The organism is uncultured Thiodictyon sp. (genome assembly GCF_903828115.1).
Taxonomy (GTDB): Bacteria; Pseudomonadota; Gammaproteobacteria; order Chromatiales; family Chromatiaceae; genus Thiodictyon.
The window spans coordinates 1-16001 of record NZ_CAIKKU010000570.1 but is presented as its reverse complement, the minus strand read 5'-3'; the positions used below and the strand labels follow the sequence as shown (position 1 = coordinate 16001).

The 16001-nt window shown below is 66.1% G+C and carries 16 protein-coding genes; 7 read left to right on the top strand and 9 right to left on the bottom strand.

Going from position 1 to position 16001, the window contains the following annotated elements; all coding sequences use genetic code 11:
- The 7 genes from QZY48_RS21465 to QZY48_RS21435 all read left to right on the top strand — a co-directional run.
- Window positions 1-693: permease (locus tag QZY48_RS21465; protein ID WP_295434984.1), on the top strand; the 693-nt coding region annotated here is incomplete at its 5' end.
- Window positions 694-696: 3 nt separating this feature from the next.
- A complete protein-coding gene (locus tag QZY48_RS21460) occupies window positions 697-966 on the top strand; it encodes a hypothetical protein (RefSeq protein WP_295434983.1) in 270 nt (89 codons plus the stop codon).
- Window positions 967-1084: 118 nt separating this feature from the next.
- Entirely contained in the window at window positions 1085-1492 is a 408-nt protein-coding gene (locus QZY48_RS21455; protein WP_295434982.1) for an EF-hand domain-containing protein, read from the top strand.
- 20 nt (window positions 1493-1512) lie between these two features.
- Window positions 1513-4611, top strand: a complete 3099-nt coding sequence (locus QZY48_RS21450; RefSeq protein ID WP_295434981.1) for an HAD-IC family P-type ATPase — start codon at window positions 1513-1515, stop codon at window positions 4609-4611.
- A gap of 493 nt (window positions 4612-5104) precedes the next feature.
- Entirely contained in the window at window positions 5105-6025 is a 921-nt protein-coding gene (locus tag QZY48_RS21445) for a DUF2887 domain-containing protein (RefSeq protein ID WP_295434979.1), read from the top strand.
- A 157-nt stretch (window positions 6026-6182) separates the two neighbouring features.
- Complete coding sequence (locus QZY48_RS21440; protein WP_295434977.1) at window positions 6183-6425, top strand: thioredoxin family protein; 243 nt, start codon at window positions 6183-6185, stop codon at window positions 6423-6425.
- A 323-nt stretch (window positions 6426-6748) separates the two neighbouring features.
- Window positions 6749-7135, top strand: a complete 387-nt coding sequence (locus QZY48_RS21435) for a hypothetical protein (protein WP_295434975.1) — start codon at window positions 6749-6751, stop codon at window positions 7133-7135.
- Between the two features lie 216 nt (window positions 7136-7351).
- On the opposite strand, the gene QZY48_RS21430 is transcribed toward QZY48_RS21435, so the two are convergent.
- From QZY48_RS21430 to QZY48_RS21390, 9 genes are all read right to left on the bottom strand, one after another.
- Entirely contained in the window at window positions 7352-8455 is a 1104-nt protein-coding gene (locus tag QZY48_RS21430) for a hypothetical protein (protein ID WP_295434973.1), read from the bottom strand.
- Between the two features lie 118 nt (window positions 8456-8573).
- Complete coding sequence (locus QZY48_RS21425) at window positions 8574-9080, bottom strand: histidine phosphatase family protein (protein WP_295434971.1); 507 nt, start codon at window positions 9078-9080, stop codon at window positions 8574-8576.
- Between the two features lie 45 nt (window positions 9081-9125).
- Window positions 9126-9953 carry a hypothetical protein gene (locus tag QZY48_RS21420; RefSeq protein WP_295434969.1) on the bottom strand — a complete coding sequence of 276 codons (828 nt, stop codon included), beginning with the start codon at window positions 9951-9953 and terminating at the stop codon, window positions 9126-9128.
- Between the two features lie 29 nt (window positions 9954-9982).
- Window positions 9983-10846, bottom strand: a complete 864-nt coding sequence (locus QZY48_RS21415; RefSeq protein WP_295434967.1) for a hypothetical protein — start codon at window positions 10844-10846, stop codon at window positions 9983-9985.
- A gap of 213 nt (window positions 10847-11059) precedes the next feature.
- Window positions 11060-11521: a hypothetical protein gene (locus tag QZY48_RS21410; RefSeq protein ID WP_295434966.1), complete on the bottom strand. Its 462-nt coding sequence runs from the start codon at window positions 11519-11521 to the stop codon at window positions 11060-11062.
- A 368-nt stretch (window positions 11522-11889) separates the two neighbouring features.
- Window positions 11890-12783 (bottom strand): hypothetical protein, encoded by an 894-nt coding sequence (locus QZY48_RS21405; RefSeq protein ID WP_295434964.1) that lies wholly within the window; start codon window positions 12781-12783, stop codon window positions 11890-11892.
- Window positions 12784-13045: 262 nt separating this feature from the next.
- On the bottom strand, window positions 13046-13546 hold the full coding sequence (locus QZY48_RS21400; RefSeq protein WP_295434963.1) for a hypothetical protein: 501 nt from the start codon (window positions 13544-13546) through the stop codon (window positions 13046-13048).
- Between the two features lie 404 nt (window positions 13547-13950).
- Complete coding sequence (locus QZY48_RS21395) at window positions 13951-14598, bottom strand: response regulator transcription factor (protein WP_295434961.1); 648 nt, start codon at window positions 14596-14598, stop codon at window positions 13951-13953.
- Complete coding sequence (locus QZY48_RS21390) at window positions 14589-15854, bottom strand: GAF domain-containing sensor histidine kinase (protein ID WP_295434959.1); 1266 nt, start codon at window positions 15852-15854, stop codon at window positions 14589-14591. Before QZY48_RS21390 ends, QZY48_RS21395 begins: the two co-directional genes overlap by 10 nt.
- Between the last annotated feature and the right edge of the window lie 147 nt (window positions 15855-16001).

The window sequence follows — 16001 nt, the reverse complement described above, 5'->3', positions numbered from 1 at the left end:
CGGCGGGGCGCGTCGCGGACCAGGATAAGGCCCGGGGTCCCGCTGGGGATCACCTTTTGCTTTCTGTTCGCCGCGCCGATGATCCACGAGATCGCGCTCGCCCTGCTGCTGGGCCTCTTCGGCTGGAAGGTGGCGACGCTCTATCTGGGGATGGGGCTCCTGATCGCGATCGTGGCCGGGCTCATCATCGGCCAGCTCAAGATGGAGCGTTATCTGGAGGACTGGGTGCGTGCTATCCACCAGGGTGTGGCGGTGGCCCCCAGCGGCACCGGCGATACCTGGGTCGAGCGCTTCGAGGCCGGGGGCCGACATGTGCGCGAGATCGTCGGCAAGGTCTGGCCCTATGTGCTGGTGGGCATCGGTCTCGGCGCGGCCATCCACGGCTTCGTGCCGCAGGACTTCATGGCGAGCTTCATGGGCCGCGATGTCTGGTGGGCGGTCCCGGCGGCGGTGGTCCTCGGGGTGCCCATGTACACCAACGCCGCCGGCATCCTGCCGATCGTCGAGGCCCTGATCGGCAAGGGGGCGGCGCTCCGCACCACGCTCGCCTTCATGATGAGCGTCATTGCGCACTCGGCGCCGGAGATGTTGATCCTGCGCAAGGTGCTCAAGTGGCCGCTGATCGCTACCTTTATCGGGGTGGTGGCGACCGGCATCCTGCTCGTCGGTTATGTCTTCAATCTCGTTTTGTGAGCGGTGCTCGCGGACCAGGGCGATAGGGTCAAGGCCGGTCAACTCCTTGCCCGGCTCGACTCTGGGCCGATCAATCGCTCGGGCTCTCAAAAGCCGAATCTGATCCCGTTCCTCACCGCGCTTGAAAACGTCCAGGTGGCGCTGGAGATCAACGACACCCCGGCCAGCAAGGCCCGCGAGCGCGCGCTCGAACTGCTGGATTACCTCATGAAGTTTTCCCAGCGACCGCCCTCTGTACGATGCCGCACGGAGTGCGCCCGCGCTTGTGCTTAGAGTGTCGTGGCAGTGCTGCAAGACTGCTCCTTCGCCGTGCCGCCGCCAGCCACCTTGGCGGCGCACGGTCGTCATGACTGACCATGGCGCGACCATGGCAAGACCCCGGAGTTAGACGATGACACACCCTATCCGTACCCTTTCACTCGGCGCGACCCTGGTCATCGCGTGTGCCGCCTGGTCCGGGGGCGGGGCGGCGCAGCCCGTGCCGCCGCCGGGCCCCATGAGCTTCTCCGCGATGGACAAGAACGGCGACGGCGCCGTGACCGCGCCGGAGTTCGCCACCGCCCACGGCGAGCAGATGGCGGCCCGCGCGGCCCAAGGCGCCCCGATGCGCGGCGCGGCCAAGGCCCCGGGCTTCGCCGACTTCGACCAGAATGGTGACGGCAAGATGACCCCGGCCGAGTTCGATGCCGGGCGCCAGACACGGATGCTGGGCCGCCCGGGGATGGGTATGGGGTCCGGCATGGGCGCTGGTCCTGGTCCTGGTCCTGGTCCGGGTAACGGCCCCGGCCCGGGTAACTAGGTCGCCAATCCGGTGCTCTGATGACCGACTCGACGAATGACACCACGCAAGGGCTGACGGCCGCCGCCGCCGCCGACCGCCTCACCGCGGACGGCCCCAATGCCCTGCCCGGGGGCCAGCGGCGCAGCCTGTTGACCATCGTCTGGGAGACGGCGCGGGAGCCGATGTTTCTGCTGCTGCTCACCGCCGGCACCCTGTATCTGATCTTCGGCGAATTGCAGGAGGGGCTGATCCTGTTCGGCTTTGTCCTGGTCACGCTCAGCCTCACCCTGTACCAGGAGGGGAAGACCGAACGGGCGATCGAGGCTTTGCGCGATCTCACCAGCCCGCGCGCCCTGGTGCTGCGCGATGGCGCAGCGCAACGTATTGCGGGGCGCGAGGTGGTCCGCGACGATCTGGTGATGCTCGCCGAGGGCGACCGGGTGCCGGCCGACGCGGTGCTGGTCGCGGGCAGCGGGCTGCAGGTGGACGAGTCCCTGCTCACCGGCGAGGCGGTGCCGGTGACCAAGGTCATCGCCACCGGAGAGACCCCGGCTGCCCGGCCCGGCGGCGACGACACGCCCTTCGTCTATTCCGGGACCCTGGTCGTGGCGGGGCAGGGCACGGCACGGGTCACGGCCACCGGCCCCCGCAGCGAGATCGGCCGCATCGGCACCGCCCTGGGAACGCTGAAGGCGGAGCGCTCGCCGCTGCAGAAGCAAACGGCTCGCCTGATCACCACACTCGCGCTGCTGGCGCTCGGCATGAGTCTACTATTGATCCTGGTCCACGGCCTGATGCGCGGGGACTGGTTACAGGCGGTGTTGGCCGGCATTGCCCTGGCCATGGCCATGCTGCCGGAAGAATATCCGGTGGTGCTGACGGTGTTTCCGGCCCTGGGCGCCTGGCGGCTCTCCAAAGAAAAGGTGCTGACGCGGCGTGTCAATGCGATCGAGACCCTGGGCGCCACCTCGGTGTTGTGCGTGGACAAGACCGGCACCCTCACCGAGAACCGGATGACGGTGGCCCGGCTCCTGGTCGGGGCGGATGCCTTTACGGTGGACGAGGCCGCGCCAAACACGCCGCCCGACGCGCTGCCCGAGGTGTTTCATCCGCTGGTGGAGTTTTCGATCCTCGCCAGCGCCATCGACCCCTTCGACCCGATGGAGCAGGCCTTCCAGCGCCTGGGCCAGCGCTTTCTCGCCAATACCGAACATCTGCATCGTGACTGGACCCTGGTCCAGGAATATGGCCTGACGCCCGAGCTGCGCGCCATGTCGCAGATCTGGAAGGCCGTGGATGGCGCGGCCCACGTGGTCGCTGCCAAGGGCGCGCCGGAGGCGATCATCGACCTGTGCCATCTCGACCCGGATGCCAAGGCGCGGATCGCGGCCGACGTGGAGACCCTGGCCGCCGAGGGCCTGCGCGTGCTCGCGGTGGCCCAGGCGCAGTTTGTCGGCGCGGACTGGCCAGCGCTCGAGCACGGCTTCGACTTCACCTTCATTGGCCTGCTGGGCCTCTCCGACCCCCTGCGCGCGGAGATCCCCGCGGCCGTCGCCGAATGCCGCGCGGCCGGCATCCGGGTGGTGATGATCACCGGCGACTACCCCGCCACCGCCCGCACCATCGCCCGCCAGGCCGGACTGGCGGCGGATGATGTCCTTGCGGGCGACGACCTCACGGCGTTGAGTGACGCGCAGTTGCAGGCACGCATGAAGACGGTGAGTGTCTGCGCCCGGATTGCGCCCGAACAGAAACTGCGCATCGTCCAGGCGCTCAAGGCCGACGGTGAAATCACCGCCATGACCGGCGATGGCGTCAATGACGCCCCGGCGCTCAAGGCCGCCCACGTCGGCATCGCCATGGGCGGACGCGGCACCGACGTGGCCCGCGAGGCCGCCTCGCTGGTGCTGCTGGACGACAACTTTGCCTCCATCGTGCGCGCGGTGCGCCTGGGTCGGCGCATCTTCGACAACATGCGCAAGTCCATGTCCTACATCCTGGCGGTCCATGTGCCGATCGCCGGCATGGCCCTGTTCCCGGTCCTGCTGGGCTATCCGGCCATGCTGTTTCCGATGCACATTGCCTTTCTCGAACTGATCATCGACCCGGCCTGCTCGCTGGCCTTCGAGAACGAACCCGAAGAGCCGGACAGCATGCAGCGCCCACCCCGCGATCCCGAGGCGCAACTCTTTGGCGGCGCGACGCTGCTGCTGGCGCTGTTGCAGGGCGCGGGGGTGCTGGCAGTGGTGATGGGCGCCTATGCATGGGCGCACCTGCAACTGAGCGAGCCGGCGGCGCGCGCCTTCGCCTTCACGACACTCGTGATCGCCAATCTGGCGCTGATCTTCTCCCACCGGTCGCGCGCACGCTCCTTGCTCGCCTCGCTGCTGGCACCCAATGCCACCCTCTGGATCGTGACCGGGTTGGCGCTGGGGTTGCTGGCCTTGGCGCTCTACCTGCCGGGTCTGTCCGGCGTCTTTCGCTTTGCGCCCATGCCGCCGGTTGAACTCGCGATGGCTGTCGGGTTGGGACTGGCCAGCGTGCTCTGGTTCCAGTTGCTCAAGCTCGGCCCGCTCACCCCGCGCCTGGTGTGGGGCATTGTGGCCTTCGCCGGCGCGGCGGCGGTGGTCGCGAGCCTCGCCCTGACCCCCTGGCTCAACCTGCAGCCCTGTCAACTGTGCATCTTCCAGCGCCTGCTGTTCATGGTCATCGCCGTGTTGGCTCTCATCGCGGCCGTCCCGGCCAACGTGCGAGGGCGCTGGCTCCCGGCCGTCCTGACCCTGGGGGTGGCGGCCCTGGGTCTGGCGGTCACCAGCTACCAGAGCTGGCTCCAGTTCCAGCCCGGGAACACCCTCTCCTGCAGCGCCGGCCAACTCTCCCGAATCGAGGACCTGGTGGAATGGCTCGGCCAGCAGGTCCCGACCCTGTTCCTCGCCGGCGGTTTCTGCGACGAAACGCAATGGGTCGTCCTCGGCCTGTCGCTGGCCAATTGGGCAATGGTCGCCTTCGCGGCTGGCCTTACGGTTGGCGGCTGGGCACTGGTGCATGAGTACCGGGCGCAGCGATCATCCAGCGTCGGACCCCGCGACCGTCGGATCGCTGAGCGCCGCACCCATGACCGCCGGGCCTCTACCTGATAGATGCTGCCGCCCGCCTCGATGCTCGCCATAACCGGCGGCGCCGTGCGCGGGCTCTATACCAACCACCGATCACCCTGCCGGTCTCCCTCGGCTTCGTGCCGCTCGCCTTCGCCCTGGAGCTGGGCGGGAAGCTGCTGCGCCCATCCGCTCGACTGATTATCGTTCTTGCACGCTTCTTGGCGCCATCTACAATGATTCAAATGTCGTCTTGTAGGTCGGGTTAGGCGCGCCCAGATGGGATCGCGTCGGAGCGTGGTACCCGCGCGCCGTAACCCGACAGGCGCCGTCGTTGTCGGGTTATGGCGCGCGATAAGCATCTAATTTAAAAAGCGAAACTGTGCCGCGCGCGCAACCCGACCTAATCGCAGGCCCAGCCCCGAGCTTCGGCAGGCACCGGCGACGGCGGTCGCCTACCGCTATACTGCGCTCGCGCGCCGCGCAACGCCGGGCCGCCAGGCACCGGGAATCGACCGCCGCTCGGAGTCGTCCCATGAAAACCGACCGCGAGATCTATACCCTGCTCGGTGCCGACGCCGAGACCCTGGCGATCCTCACCGACGGCATCCGGGTGCGCGGGCCCTATCGTTTCGAGGCGCTGGAGGTCAAAGGTCTCGACCGGCGCACCGACGGCGTCCTGCTGCCGGAGACGCCAGGGGAACCGATGTGGGTGATTGAGTTTCAGGCGCAGGCCGATCCCGCGATCTATCATCGGACGGTGGTGGAGTTGGGACTGGTCGGTGAGCGCCATCTGGGGCGGGTCGTACGCGGGCTGATCCTGTTCGCCACCCCGGCGCTCGATCCCCGGACCGAGCCCTGGTACGGTGCTTCCCAGCAGCCGGACCCGCCGTTGCGCGTGGTCTACCTGAAACCGATCCTTGCGGACCTGGAGCGGCGCGAGCCCAGGCACCCGCTGCTGGCGGTGTTTCTACCCTATCGGGTCGCCGATCGGGAGCGTCTGCGCCGGGAGGGACCGCAAGCCCTCGAGCGGATCGCCACCGCGGCGCTGCCGCAACCCGTGCGCGAGCGTCTCACCGACGTCTTCTTTTCCTGGCTGACGGTCCGCTTCAGCCACATGAGCTATCGGGAGATATTGACCATGTTCGGTATCCAGACACCGTTCGAGCAGACCCGTGCCTACAAGGAGCTGGTGGCTATCGGCCACGAGAAAGGGCTCGAAGAGGGCCGCGAGGAGGGCCTCGAGAAGGGCCTCGAGAAGGGCCGCGAGGAGGGTCGGCAGGAGGAAGCCGCCGCCTTGCTGTTACGCCAAGCCAGACATCGCTTCGGTCCGCTGCCACCGGAGCTCGAGGTCCGCCTCGATCGGCTGCCACTCGCGCGCCTCGAAGCCCTGTCCGAGGCCATCTTCGACCTGGACAGCCAGTCGGACCTGCGGGACTGGCTGGGCCGGCCCTGAGCCTTGTCGGTCGGCGTGGGAGCGGCCTGCGGCCGCGGCCGGACGGCGCCTGCAGGCCGGGTGTTCCCCTGAAGGCCATTTTTTCTCTCTCAGGCTGCATCCTTTTGGCCGCGTCTTCGTCTACCTGCGAGCAACGCATTTCCAAACGGAGCAACCCATGAAAAACGTCAAAATCCTCGGCCCCGGCTGCCGCAACTGCCAGACCACGCTGACCCTGGTCGGTGAGGTCGCCCGCGCCAGGGGTGTCGAGATCCAGTTGGAAAAGGTGGATCAGATCGCGGAGATCGCGCGCTACGGAATCATGTCCACCCCCGGCGTGGTGATCGATGAGCAGGTCGTCCACGCCGGGGGCATACCGGATCGCAGGAAGGTGGAAAGCTGGTTCGGCCCGGCCGCCTGAGCGCGGCGGTTCACGCCCTGCCGGTTACCGTGAAGGCCGCGCAGCGGCGCTGTGGGAGCGGCTTCAGCCGCGACGGGGCCTCGCAAGCGCCCGCCACGTCGCAGGTTACCGCGGCCTCGCAGCGCCGCCGCCAGCCGCCCCCAGGCAAGCCTTGCATCGCGCCTGAAGCCGCTCCCACAGCGTCGGTGCAGGAGATCCACACGGTGCTGGAGGAGCACAGGCCTTCGCCGAGGCCGAGTCCGTGATGGCGGAGCGCACCCCGCACCGGCCGACGCTCGTGGGTCTGCCCGGCTACGACTGCGCCCAACTCCCTGGAGTCCGCGGTGTGCCTGGCCACCCCGTCCGGCATGAGGACTTCTCTCGCCGAGTGCGCCTTGCTGGCCGGGCAACTGGATTTGGACCGGGCGCCGGCCGGGACCGAAGCCGGCCCCGCCGCGGCGCCCGGCACGCCGGACGCCATCCCCCGGGCCGCCGCCCACTGGACCCAGGCCGACTGTCTGATCCGCGAGACCGGCTACGGCCGTCGCGAGGCCGAGTTGCACCTGCTGGAGGCGCGCCTGCAGCACCACCAGGCCCGCCCCGCGCAGGCCCGCGCCGCCCTGGCCCGCGCCGAGTCGGCCCTGCGCGCACGCGGCCAGTGGGGCCGGTGGCCGGCGCTCCTCCAGGCCGCCGCCGAGCTTGGGCTGCCCGCCCCGGACATGGACCCTTGAGGCCGTTCGCTGTCGGGTTACGGTGCGCGCGGGCACCGCGCCCCGACGCGACACCATCAGGGCGCGCCTAACCCGACCTACGCCACTGCGGCGCGACGGACTCTTCGCCTGATCGCACTTGCACCGGAAAGGTCCCGCGTTTTCCTCCAAGAGCCGTATGCAAGGGGTTGCTGCCGATCGATGGATAGCGGGTGCGGGGAAACCGAACTGCATCGTTCACCGTTGCTGCGGCAATGAAAGGATCACATACTTGGCGTCGCGCCCGCAGGTGCTCGCTCCGACATTGTTGTTCTTGCCGCCATCGACGACGACGATTGCCTGATGCTTGAAGATCGCCAGGCCCTCCGATGAGGGAGGCAGGTCGCGATGGATGACCTCGGGGACTATGGTCGTTCCGGCATTCAGTGCATCCGGCAAGAACCGCCTGAGTTCAAACGGTTGCTGTGCGCCATCCGCCTGATCCTCCGGCGGGCCGGCGATGACCCAGACCCAGCCATCCGCATAGGCCAGATCGCGAACCCCGCGCCCGTCCATGTCGAGCACCGCGACCCGGTCGAAACTATAGGCATCGAGCCCTTTCATATGCATTAACACGGCAAGATCTTTTCTATTCTTGTCGGTTGGATGCACCGGGAGCAACGGTGAGCGAACGCCGATCCAGAGATTCGCCGTGTCGGTCTCGGAGACATTGACTGCACCCTCCGCATTGTAGGCGTGAACACCATTGCATTGGGTCTTGCCACTGCCCTTTGGGAGCACTTCCGCAGCCCGCTCGGCCTGGGTGATCGCCGCACAGACGGACTTGATCAGCGGCTCATCGGGGGTGGGTGAGCCGAATAGGCCGGAGCAGTCGATCCCCTTCGACTGCGTTACCGTCACCGCGACTGGCGCGGCGGTCAGCGAATCAATGACACCGAATCGCCGCCGGTTCTTCTTCGCCTCGCAGTCCGCGTTTCGCCCGTGCGACGCGAACACGCCGACGCCTCCGTTGGCCAGCGACGCCAGGGCCTCGATGTCCGATAACTCGTCAGCCGGGTTGAGCGCCAGCGGCCGCTGGCTGGTGGAATCGATACCGGAATCAGTCAAGTCAAACAGGAACAGCGACTGGCGTACTTCATTGTCGCCGACCAACAGGCAGCGGCCGGACTTGTCCGGGCAGTCAATGATCATCGCGGCGGAAGCCTCACACAACGGCTGATGACCCAAGGTCTGCGCCGCCAACGTTTGCGCGACCGCGGGCGGGTTCACGCCTGCCGCCAGAATGAGCGATAACGTGCTGAGCCGCCATGTTATCGCCGCCGAACTGCAGAATGAATGCATTTGATTTCTCCAGCAATGAGGGACCACGACGGGCCCAAGTCGACGCCTGATCGCAGCGCATCGCAACGTGCATACGGCTTTCATCCCGGCTCTAGGGTGGTCGGCCCACTACTCCCGATCATTGGCAGTCCCCATACCGCAGGTGTTTGAGGTTGTGGGCCTTGGGATCGACCACGAACAGGTCGCCGAAGTCCGGGCCTTTGCTTGGAATCGCCCCCGGCGTTACGCCGATCTCCGCCATGACCTTAAGGAGATTGGTCGTATGTCCGACGACGACGACCGCCGATCCTGGGTTGGCGCCCGTTTTGCATATCGCGCGCACCAGTTTGTCGACGTCGTTCTGGCCCAATACCACGGGCTTGACACCAGTGTCAGCGGCCAGGCTCATTGCGGTTTGCTGGGTGCGCCGTTGGTCGCTGACGAAAATCGCGTCGACCTTCACCCCCGCAAGGGCAGCCGGCAAGCCCCCCGCGCGTTGCCATCCCGCCGGACTCAATGGTGGGTCAGTGGCGCTGTCCGTCTTCTCGGCGTGGCGCAGCAGGTATACCGTAGCCGGCCAGTTTGTACAAGTCGCGGCGACCGCACCGTCGGCGGCGCAGCAGGTGATGATGGCAGCGCAGATCATGCGAGAGATTGGCATCGCGACACTCCAAATAGGTCTGTCTGGCCGTCAGGGGCCACAGTTCCAGCTCAAGCGGACCTGTCCCAGGTCATCCAGGCTGTAGATGGCCTGGCTAAGTGCCTCATAGTCCTGGATGGTGACGATCACTTCCAGATGACCATCCCCGTTCAGATCGAGGGTTGAAAAGACGCGGTAACGCCGGGGAGCGCACTCGGCCGTGCAGTCGTGCGGGTAGAGATCGGCCAATAGCGGACGCGTCACCACGCGATCCTGCTCCCACAGCCTCAGCAGCAGCACCGAATAGTCTCCGGCACGGGTCGAGGTGATGCTGCCGCGTTGACGCTCTGCGGCGAGAATCACCTCGTCGCGGCCGTCGCCGTCCAGGTCGACCCGCAGCGCCTGTGCGAGTTGCGGCGCCGGGTCAGTGAGGTCCCGGGTTGCGAGCCAATCCGAGACCACCGCCCGGTAGGTTGCGTTGTCGAGACCGAGACGGGTCGCCGCGCGTGGCGCGGCATCCCAGTCCGCCGCCAGGTAGGTGCCCGGGGCCGGCCCCGGCGACGCGGCGACCGGCCGGTAGGTTGGGTTGGAGCAGGTCTCCGCGGTCGGCTGGGACCGCAAACGGGTCGTCGCTCCACGCACCCCTTCCCGGTCGTAGTGGATGAACTCGCGACCCTGCAGCGCCTGCGGATCGATCCCGGCGGGCGCAACCCAGCGGCCTTGCCGCGCCGCCCCGTACAATTGGCCGGTCGCGGCGTCGATGATCGCTCCCGGCGTCCAAGGCTGCTGCGAAGCACGGCTGCTGCAGGCAGTGGCGCCGATCAGCGCCAGTGTGCCCAGGATCAGCCGACGGCGGTGGCGCGCGTCGGCTGCCGACATTGCCGCAGGGGTGACCATTCGCCGATCAGTCATGCTGAGGATGCGAGTACTGCCGCAATGTCGGGATGATCAGCGAAGTTCTCGATCGCACGCTCGATGGTTTTACGGGCCGGATGCTCGGGCAACTCATCCTCAAGCGTATCGTGGAGTGTGGCGAGCAATTGCAGCGGCGTCGGGGCGACCGCTCGCGCAAGAGCGGTCGGGGCCAGTGCCGCAAGACCCTCCGTGGCGGCTGCGTCGAGGAATGCCATCCAATGTTTCGCCAGCGCTTTGTCCACTTTGCTGTCGGTGTCCATTTCAGCCGCGGTCGCCAGGCCGAGCGCTGCAAATACAGCGTGCACCCCCTTGCGCGTCTCGTCGCTGAAAAGTCCATCGACCTTTACCGGTTGAGCAAAGAGCTTGCGCAGGGCCATCTGCAGGTACAGCACCCGTGAGCGACTGCCACTATCAAAGCCGGGGCTGGTGCCGGGATCCAGGTGCCAGTGGTCCTGATGCGCCGCATTGTACTCGAAGTTGAGGACCGTTCCGACGTGCTTGCGCAGGATCGCCTCGATGCCGAGGTACGCGCGTGAGTCCGAATGATATTGCTTCGCCAGTACCAAACGGCTACCCCACCAGATGCCATCCAGGTCGAATGCGAGACCCTGGCCGTGCTGCCCCGACTTGCAGACGAAGGCACCCGCGCTCAGGATGATATCCGCCTTGCCCAGCGGGCATTTTTTCCAAAGTTCGGTCATGGTCGCGTCGAGTTGATTCTCGAAGGATGATTCCACGGCAAAGCTGGCCGGTTTGCCCTTCGAGCCAAGCGGGAACAATGGAGGTTCACGGTCATAGTGCACCGGGACGCCGCCACCGAGGGTCTTGAACGTATTTGCGGGTCTTGAGCAGGCCATGGATCACCTCTAGCGATTGGTCATCGGAACGAGTCGGGCTGGGACACACGTCGGTGGCGACTCCAGCGCGGGACGGGGCTAACAGCATCAAACACAGCATCGTGCGGTCATTGGCCGAGCCTTCTTGCCAAATACCCTTAGCGCCGGTGGCAGTGGGGCGGCGGCCAACGCTGTGGATCGGGATCAGGACAGGAAGCCCACGCCGCGATCAGGTCACTGCCGGACCAACACGAATGCGCCCACCGTCCCGGTTGGGCCTCGCGGATCGAAGGCCGCGGCCCGGATGGCGCCGACGATCACCGGTTCGCTACCGCCCTTGCGCCAGTCCGGTGATAGCGTGCCCACCAGGTGGTACAGCAAGGGGACACTGCCCGCGGGCCCGGGGGCAGCGCCGGATCCCTCGATAGAGACCCCCGGGGCTTTGCCAAAGAGGTCCGGTGCCTCGCGCACGGTGATTGCCAGTTCAATGCCGTTGGGAAACGTCAGTTTACCCGTCAGCGTGTCGCCCCCCGCGGATGCCTCCAACTGGAGTGCGCCGGTGGCCCACAGCTCGGCCATGGACTGCTTGGCGGCACCCGGCGGCGTGGCGGGGATCAGGCTGTCCGGATCGAGCAGGAAGCTGGTATGGCGCCAGTTGCCCGCCAGGTCCGCGAGTGTCCATGATGAAGTTGCCATGACTGTACCCTTGAAGTTGAGCGAAAGAACAGGGAACCGGCCCTGAGCGGGCGGTCCCCCGGGAAATACCCCGAGCCCGAGGTTGGCATCCGTCGGAGACGACCACGGAATATCAGCGACCAACCAGGTTGGATCACTCGACGCGAACCGAGACCGAAGCCGGTTACGTCGCTGCCGACCAAGTCCGGTTAAAGGTTGAGCCAGACGCTGCGGATACCGGAGCCACCCAGATCGAGCAGCACCGCTTGCCGAGTCTGGGCCGCTCTCCCTTCTCAGCGAGGCCTTAAAGCGAGCAGACGCACGAGCGGCGATGCGCAGCAACGCGAGTCTCATAACCCTGCCACCGAGGTGCAATTACTGACGTCCGGTCAGACCTCGAAGCCGTTAAGCACCCCGGAGGTGTCGAGCGCTGCGATCTCGGCCTTGATCGTCGCGCAGCGCCCTTTATAGGTGGCGCAGCCGATCTGGGACAGTTTGGTCAGGGGGCTTGGGCTCTTCATCGCCGCATTGATCGCCGTGAAGGTGCCGCGCCCCTGATACAGAATATCGACGATCCACAGGGCGATGTGCCAATCTTTGCCGTCGAACAGTGGGACCTTGGCCTTCGCGTGCCCGATCAGTTGCTTCACGCGCTCGACCAGGATCTCGACCTGTGCGTCGCGCGCCGCTGGTTCGTTCTTGGTCCAGAGCATCAGCCGTGCGGCAGCCGAGACCTCCGCATTGTCGATCTTGCTTGAATCAGGATTGAGATAGTCCATGAACTTGCGCAGTTGCTTCTCCTTCTTGCCGCTCGCCAATGTGACCGGAACCACTTGCTCCAGGTTCAGCTTTGCGCCAGCGGGTGTCGCCAAGGTGACTTTACCGCCGACGAGCGACAGCTCCGGAAAATAGTCTGGGGCACTCGGCAGTGCCAGGAGGCGACGAAACAGCAGGATCAGATTTGTCTCCGGCGTATGGGCGGCGAGCTGGGTTGCGCCGAAGGTGAAGGCGGCCCGGTCATAGCTGTTCAGACGGCCGAAATAGCCGGAACTCTCGGCCTTGATGGTCGGCCAGATGAAATGGGCGAAGTTCCCATGCCTGGGCACGTAGGCGGTCGGCGCATAGACGCCGATATGCTTGATGGCGGACAGGTTCTTTTGAAATAGGCCGATTCCGCTCTGAAAAGGAACCTCGCTGCCAACAAAGAGCGTGGTGCCGTTTGAAAACCGGGCGGAGTGCTTTTTACCACTCTGCAGGAAGCCGACAACCGTTAGACTGGGCATGGAGTACTCCCAAGCGATAGTGGATTTGTGGTGCGTCGGTTGGTAGAGAGCAGGAGAATATCAGGGCCTGACCCTGAGGCATCCCCTCTTGAAGGTCCGCCACGGCGACGCATCCATCCGGTTGGCTCACAGGGTCGTGAGACCTTTCCATGTGACCGGGTCCTGCTTCAACCGGCGAAACAGGCCGGCGAGTTTGCTGCCGGTCCCGTGACCCATTCCTTCCGGGATAGACCGCGTTGAGTTGCGCAGAAAGGAAATCATATTAGGCCGGCCCTTGTTGCTTCTTGATGATGCCGTTCGCGTCCGATTCCTTTTCCTTTTTGTCGGATCTTTGATCGGAAGCAACTCCCGCAATTTGCATATCGTCTTCAATCGCGATCTTTTGGCATTCGCGGAGAGCACGAAGAAGTTCACTTCTCTTTTCGTCCGTTTGAAAGAGATAGGCTTCCTTCGCCCCTTTTAATTCACTCCACGCCCGGACCAAATTCCGGTACTTTGCCTCAGGCCGGACGAAGCCGATGATGGCAAAGCACATCGCCGAAACAAGAGAAAACCATTGAGGCGCTGGGGCACCTAACAAGGTTGATGCTGCGAGTGTACTACAGATAACACCGATTACTCCGAGTGAGTAATGGGAATACATATAGAATTTCCACCACCGGGACCATTTGGTGATGCGAGACTCTACGATAGTTAAGAACGCTTCTTCACTGGTGCTTTGGTCTGAATTGGCAACTGATGTTTCTTGGCTGTCTTCGGCCATTACCTTTCCCCTTGATGCCTGAAGCCTGACTGTCTTCTGAGACAGAGGCTGAATTGGACGAACCAGGCTGAGTCTGGGTCCGCAGTTCTGAAACGATGCGGTTTCGTTTGACTGCAGTTACCGCCGCGGTCCGCACCTCGGACAAGGGCTCAGAGTCCGCTGGAGCCCGGCCCAATCTCGGCCCCGGTTCGATCAATCGGTCGGCTGATCCCTTGAGACAAGGTTAGGAGCCAGACGCAGGGTTGACTGTCCGGGTATCGACTTATCGCCTTGTAAGCGGAAATACGGACAAGCAGTGATCCTGCGGCCGTTCGCTGCCCTGGTCGCGAAGTGCCGCTTCGCGACTTGCGGCCGGCAGGTCTACGGGACCGCAAACCACACCTTGGCAAGGCTTCAACGCCCGCTCATGACGCGGGGACTTCGTGACCAAGCAACATCCCCGCCTGCACCGCATACCGCACCACGTCCGCCACGCAGTGCAGTCCCAGCTTCCTCATCAGCCGATTGCGATAGGTATCGACGGTGCGCGGGCTGATATCCAAGACGCGGGCGATCTCCTTGCTGCTGTGGCCCAGGGCGACCAGGCGGATGACCTCCCGTTCCCGGCTGGACAAGGTGAGGTGCTGCTGGCCGTTGCGCTGAAGGGCGCGCAGCTTGGCGCGGATGGAGGCGGTGACGAAGGTTCCGCCGGCGGCGATGGTGCGCACCGCCAGGACCAGTTCCTCGAAGGAGTTGTCCTTGAGCACATAGCCGGCCGCGCCCGCCTCCTGGGCCTCCAGCGCGGCGGCGGGGTCGTCGTGCATGGTGAGCAGCAGGCAGCGGGTGTCGAGCGCGGCGGCCTCGACCCGGCGGGCGACCTCGATGCCGGTGGCCTGGGGCATGGACAGGTCCAGGATGGCGAGGTCCGGCTGGTGGGTCGCGATGAGGTCCCAGGCAGCCGCGCCGTCGGCGGCCTGGGCGAGCACGGTGATGTCCGGCTCGGCCTGGAGCAGGGCCGCGAGCCCCTGGCGGACGATGGCGTGGTCGTCGGCGAGGATGACGTTTATGGACACAGGATGGGCTCCTCGGTCAGGGGGACGCAGATGCGCACGACGGTCCCCTTGCGCGGGGTGCTGCGCACGCACGCGCGCCCGCGAACGCCGGCGGCGCGCTCCTGGATCATGCACAACCCGAGCCCCGCGGGGTGCGCGCTGGTGTGGTGGGTGTCGAACCCGACCCCGTCGTCGCTGATGGTGAGGATCAGGCGGTCGTCCGTGCGTACCCGCAGGACCACGTCGATGCGGCCGGCAGCGGCGTGGCGCACGGCGTTCGACAGGGCCTCGCGGAAGGCGAGGAAGCACTGTTCCTTGACCTGCTCGTCCAGGGTCAAGAGACGGTCGACGGCGCAGACCTGGATACTGATGCCGGTGCGCTGGGCGGTTTCGCTGCATTGGTGGCGGATGGCATCGAGCAGCGACAGGCGCTCCAGGAACAGGGGCCGCAGCTCGCAACTGACGGCGCGCAGTCCCCGCAGCACCTCGCCGGCCTCATCGACCAGTCGATCCAGGAGCGCGACCGGCACCGTCTCCCCGCGCTCGGCCAGGGCCCGCGCCTGCTTGAGGCCGAGGTTGAGCGCCTGGACGGTCTGACCGACGCCGTCGTGCAGGGTTGCCGCCAGGCGTCCGCGGGCGTCGCGTTCGGCGTCGTTGCGCAGGCAGCGCACCTGTTGGGCCTGTGCGGCGCGGGTGCGTACCGTCTGGATACCGAAGGCGAGGTCGTCGGCCAACTCGGCGAGCAAGGCCACCTCGGGCGCATCGAAGGCGTCCGGCGAGTCCGCGAAGATGCTGAAGTTGCCGAAGGCCGCCCCGTCGGCCCGCAGGGGCAGTGCGATCATCGAGCGATAGCCTTGGCCCAAGGCCGCGTCGCCCCAGGGGGCGAGGGCGGATGGGGTGGACAGGTCGCGCAGGCAGACCGGTGTCCCGGCCTCGCAGGCGACGCGGCAGGCACTGCGGCGGTTGCCGGCGTTGGCGCAGGCCAGGACCGTGGCGGCGAAGGCCTCGTCGCCCTGGCCCGCATGGGCCACCAGGCGCAGCGGCGCCCGGCGGCTCGCCCCGGCGTAGCCGATCCACGCGAAGCCGTAGCCGCCCACCTCGACTAAGTTGGCGCAGAAGGCATTGAGGAGCGCGCGCTCGTCCAGGGCGCGGGCGAGGCTGCGGTTGCAGCGCGAGAGGACGGCGTGGGTGCGGCCCAGGCGGCGCAGTTCGTCCTCCGTCGAGCGACGCTGCGCGAGGGGCCGGTTGCGGCTACGCCGTCGTTCGGTATCGATCATGGCGGCAGACTGTTCCTAAAATTCTGAGCAAAGTTGCTCAGTGATGAAGTTAGGATTTATCCGCACTTGGTTGATAGGCGTTGCGGCCTGCAACTCAAGCCTCTTGACGCTCAGTTGCGCCGGAGAACGTGACAGCAGCACCCGTCG

Bases quoted from the DNA above. Each gene is read 5' to 3' on its own strand.
- QZY48_RS21455 (WP_295434982.1), top strand. From the start codon at position 1,085: ATGACACACCCTATCCGTACCCTTTCACTCGGCGCGACCCTGGTCATC.
- QZY48_RS21450 (WP_295434981.1), top strand. From the start codon at position 1,513: ATGACCGACTCGACGAATGACACCACGCAAGGGCTGACGGCCGCCGCC.
- QZY48_RS21445 (WP_295434979.1), top strand. From the start codon at position 5,105: ATGAAAACCGACCGCGAGATCTATACCCTGCTCGGTGCCGACGCCGAG.
- QZY48_RS21440 (WP_295434977.1), top strand. From the start codon at position 6,183: ATGAAAAACGTCAAAATCCTCGGCCCCGGCTGCCGCAACTGCCAGACC.
- QZY48_RS21430 (WP_295434973.1), bottom strand. From the start codon at position 8,455: ATGCATTCATTCTGCAGTTCGGCGGCGATAACATGGCGGCTCAGCACG.
- QZY48_RS21425 (WP_295434971.1), bottom strand. From the start codon at position 9,080: ATGATCTGCGCTGCCATCATCACCTGCTGCGCCGCCGACGGTGCGGTC.
- QZY48_RS21420 (WP_295434969.1), bottom strand. From the start codon at position 9,953: ATGTCGGCAGCCGACGCGCGCCACCGCCGTCGGCTGATCCTGGGCACA.
- QZY48_RS21415 (WP_295434967.1), bottom strand. From the start codon at position 10,846: ATGGCCTGCTCAAGACCCGCAAATACGTTCAAGACCCTCGGTGGCGGC.
- QZY48_RS21410 (WP_295434966.1), bottom strand. From the start codon at position 11,521: ATGGCAACTTCATCATGGACACTCGCGGACCTGGCGGGCAACTGGCGC.
- QZY48_RS21405 (WP_295434964.1), bottom strand. From the start codon at position 12,783: ATGCCCAGTCTAACGGTTGTCGGCTTCCTGCAGAGTGGTAAAAAGCAC.
- QZY48_RS21400 (WP_295434963.1), bottom strand. From the start codon at position 13,546: ATGGCCGAAGACAGCCAAGAAACATCAGTTGCCAATTCAGACCAAAGC.
- QZY48_RS21390 (WP_295434959.1), bottom strand. From the start codon at position 15,854: ATGATCGATACCGAACGACGGCGTAGCCGCAACCGGCCCCTCGCGCAG.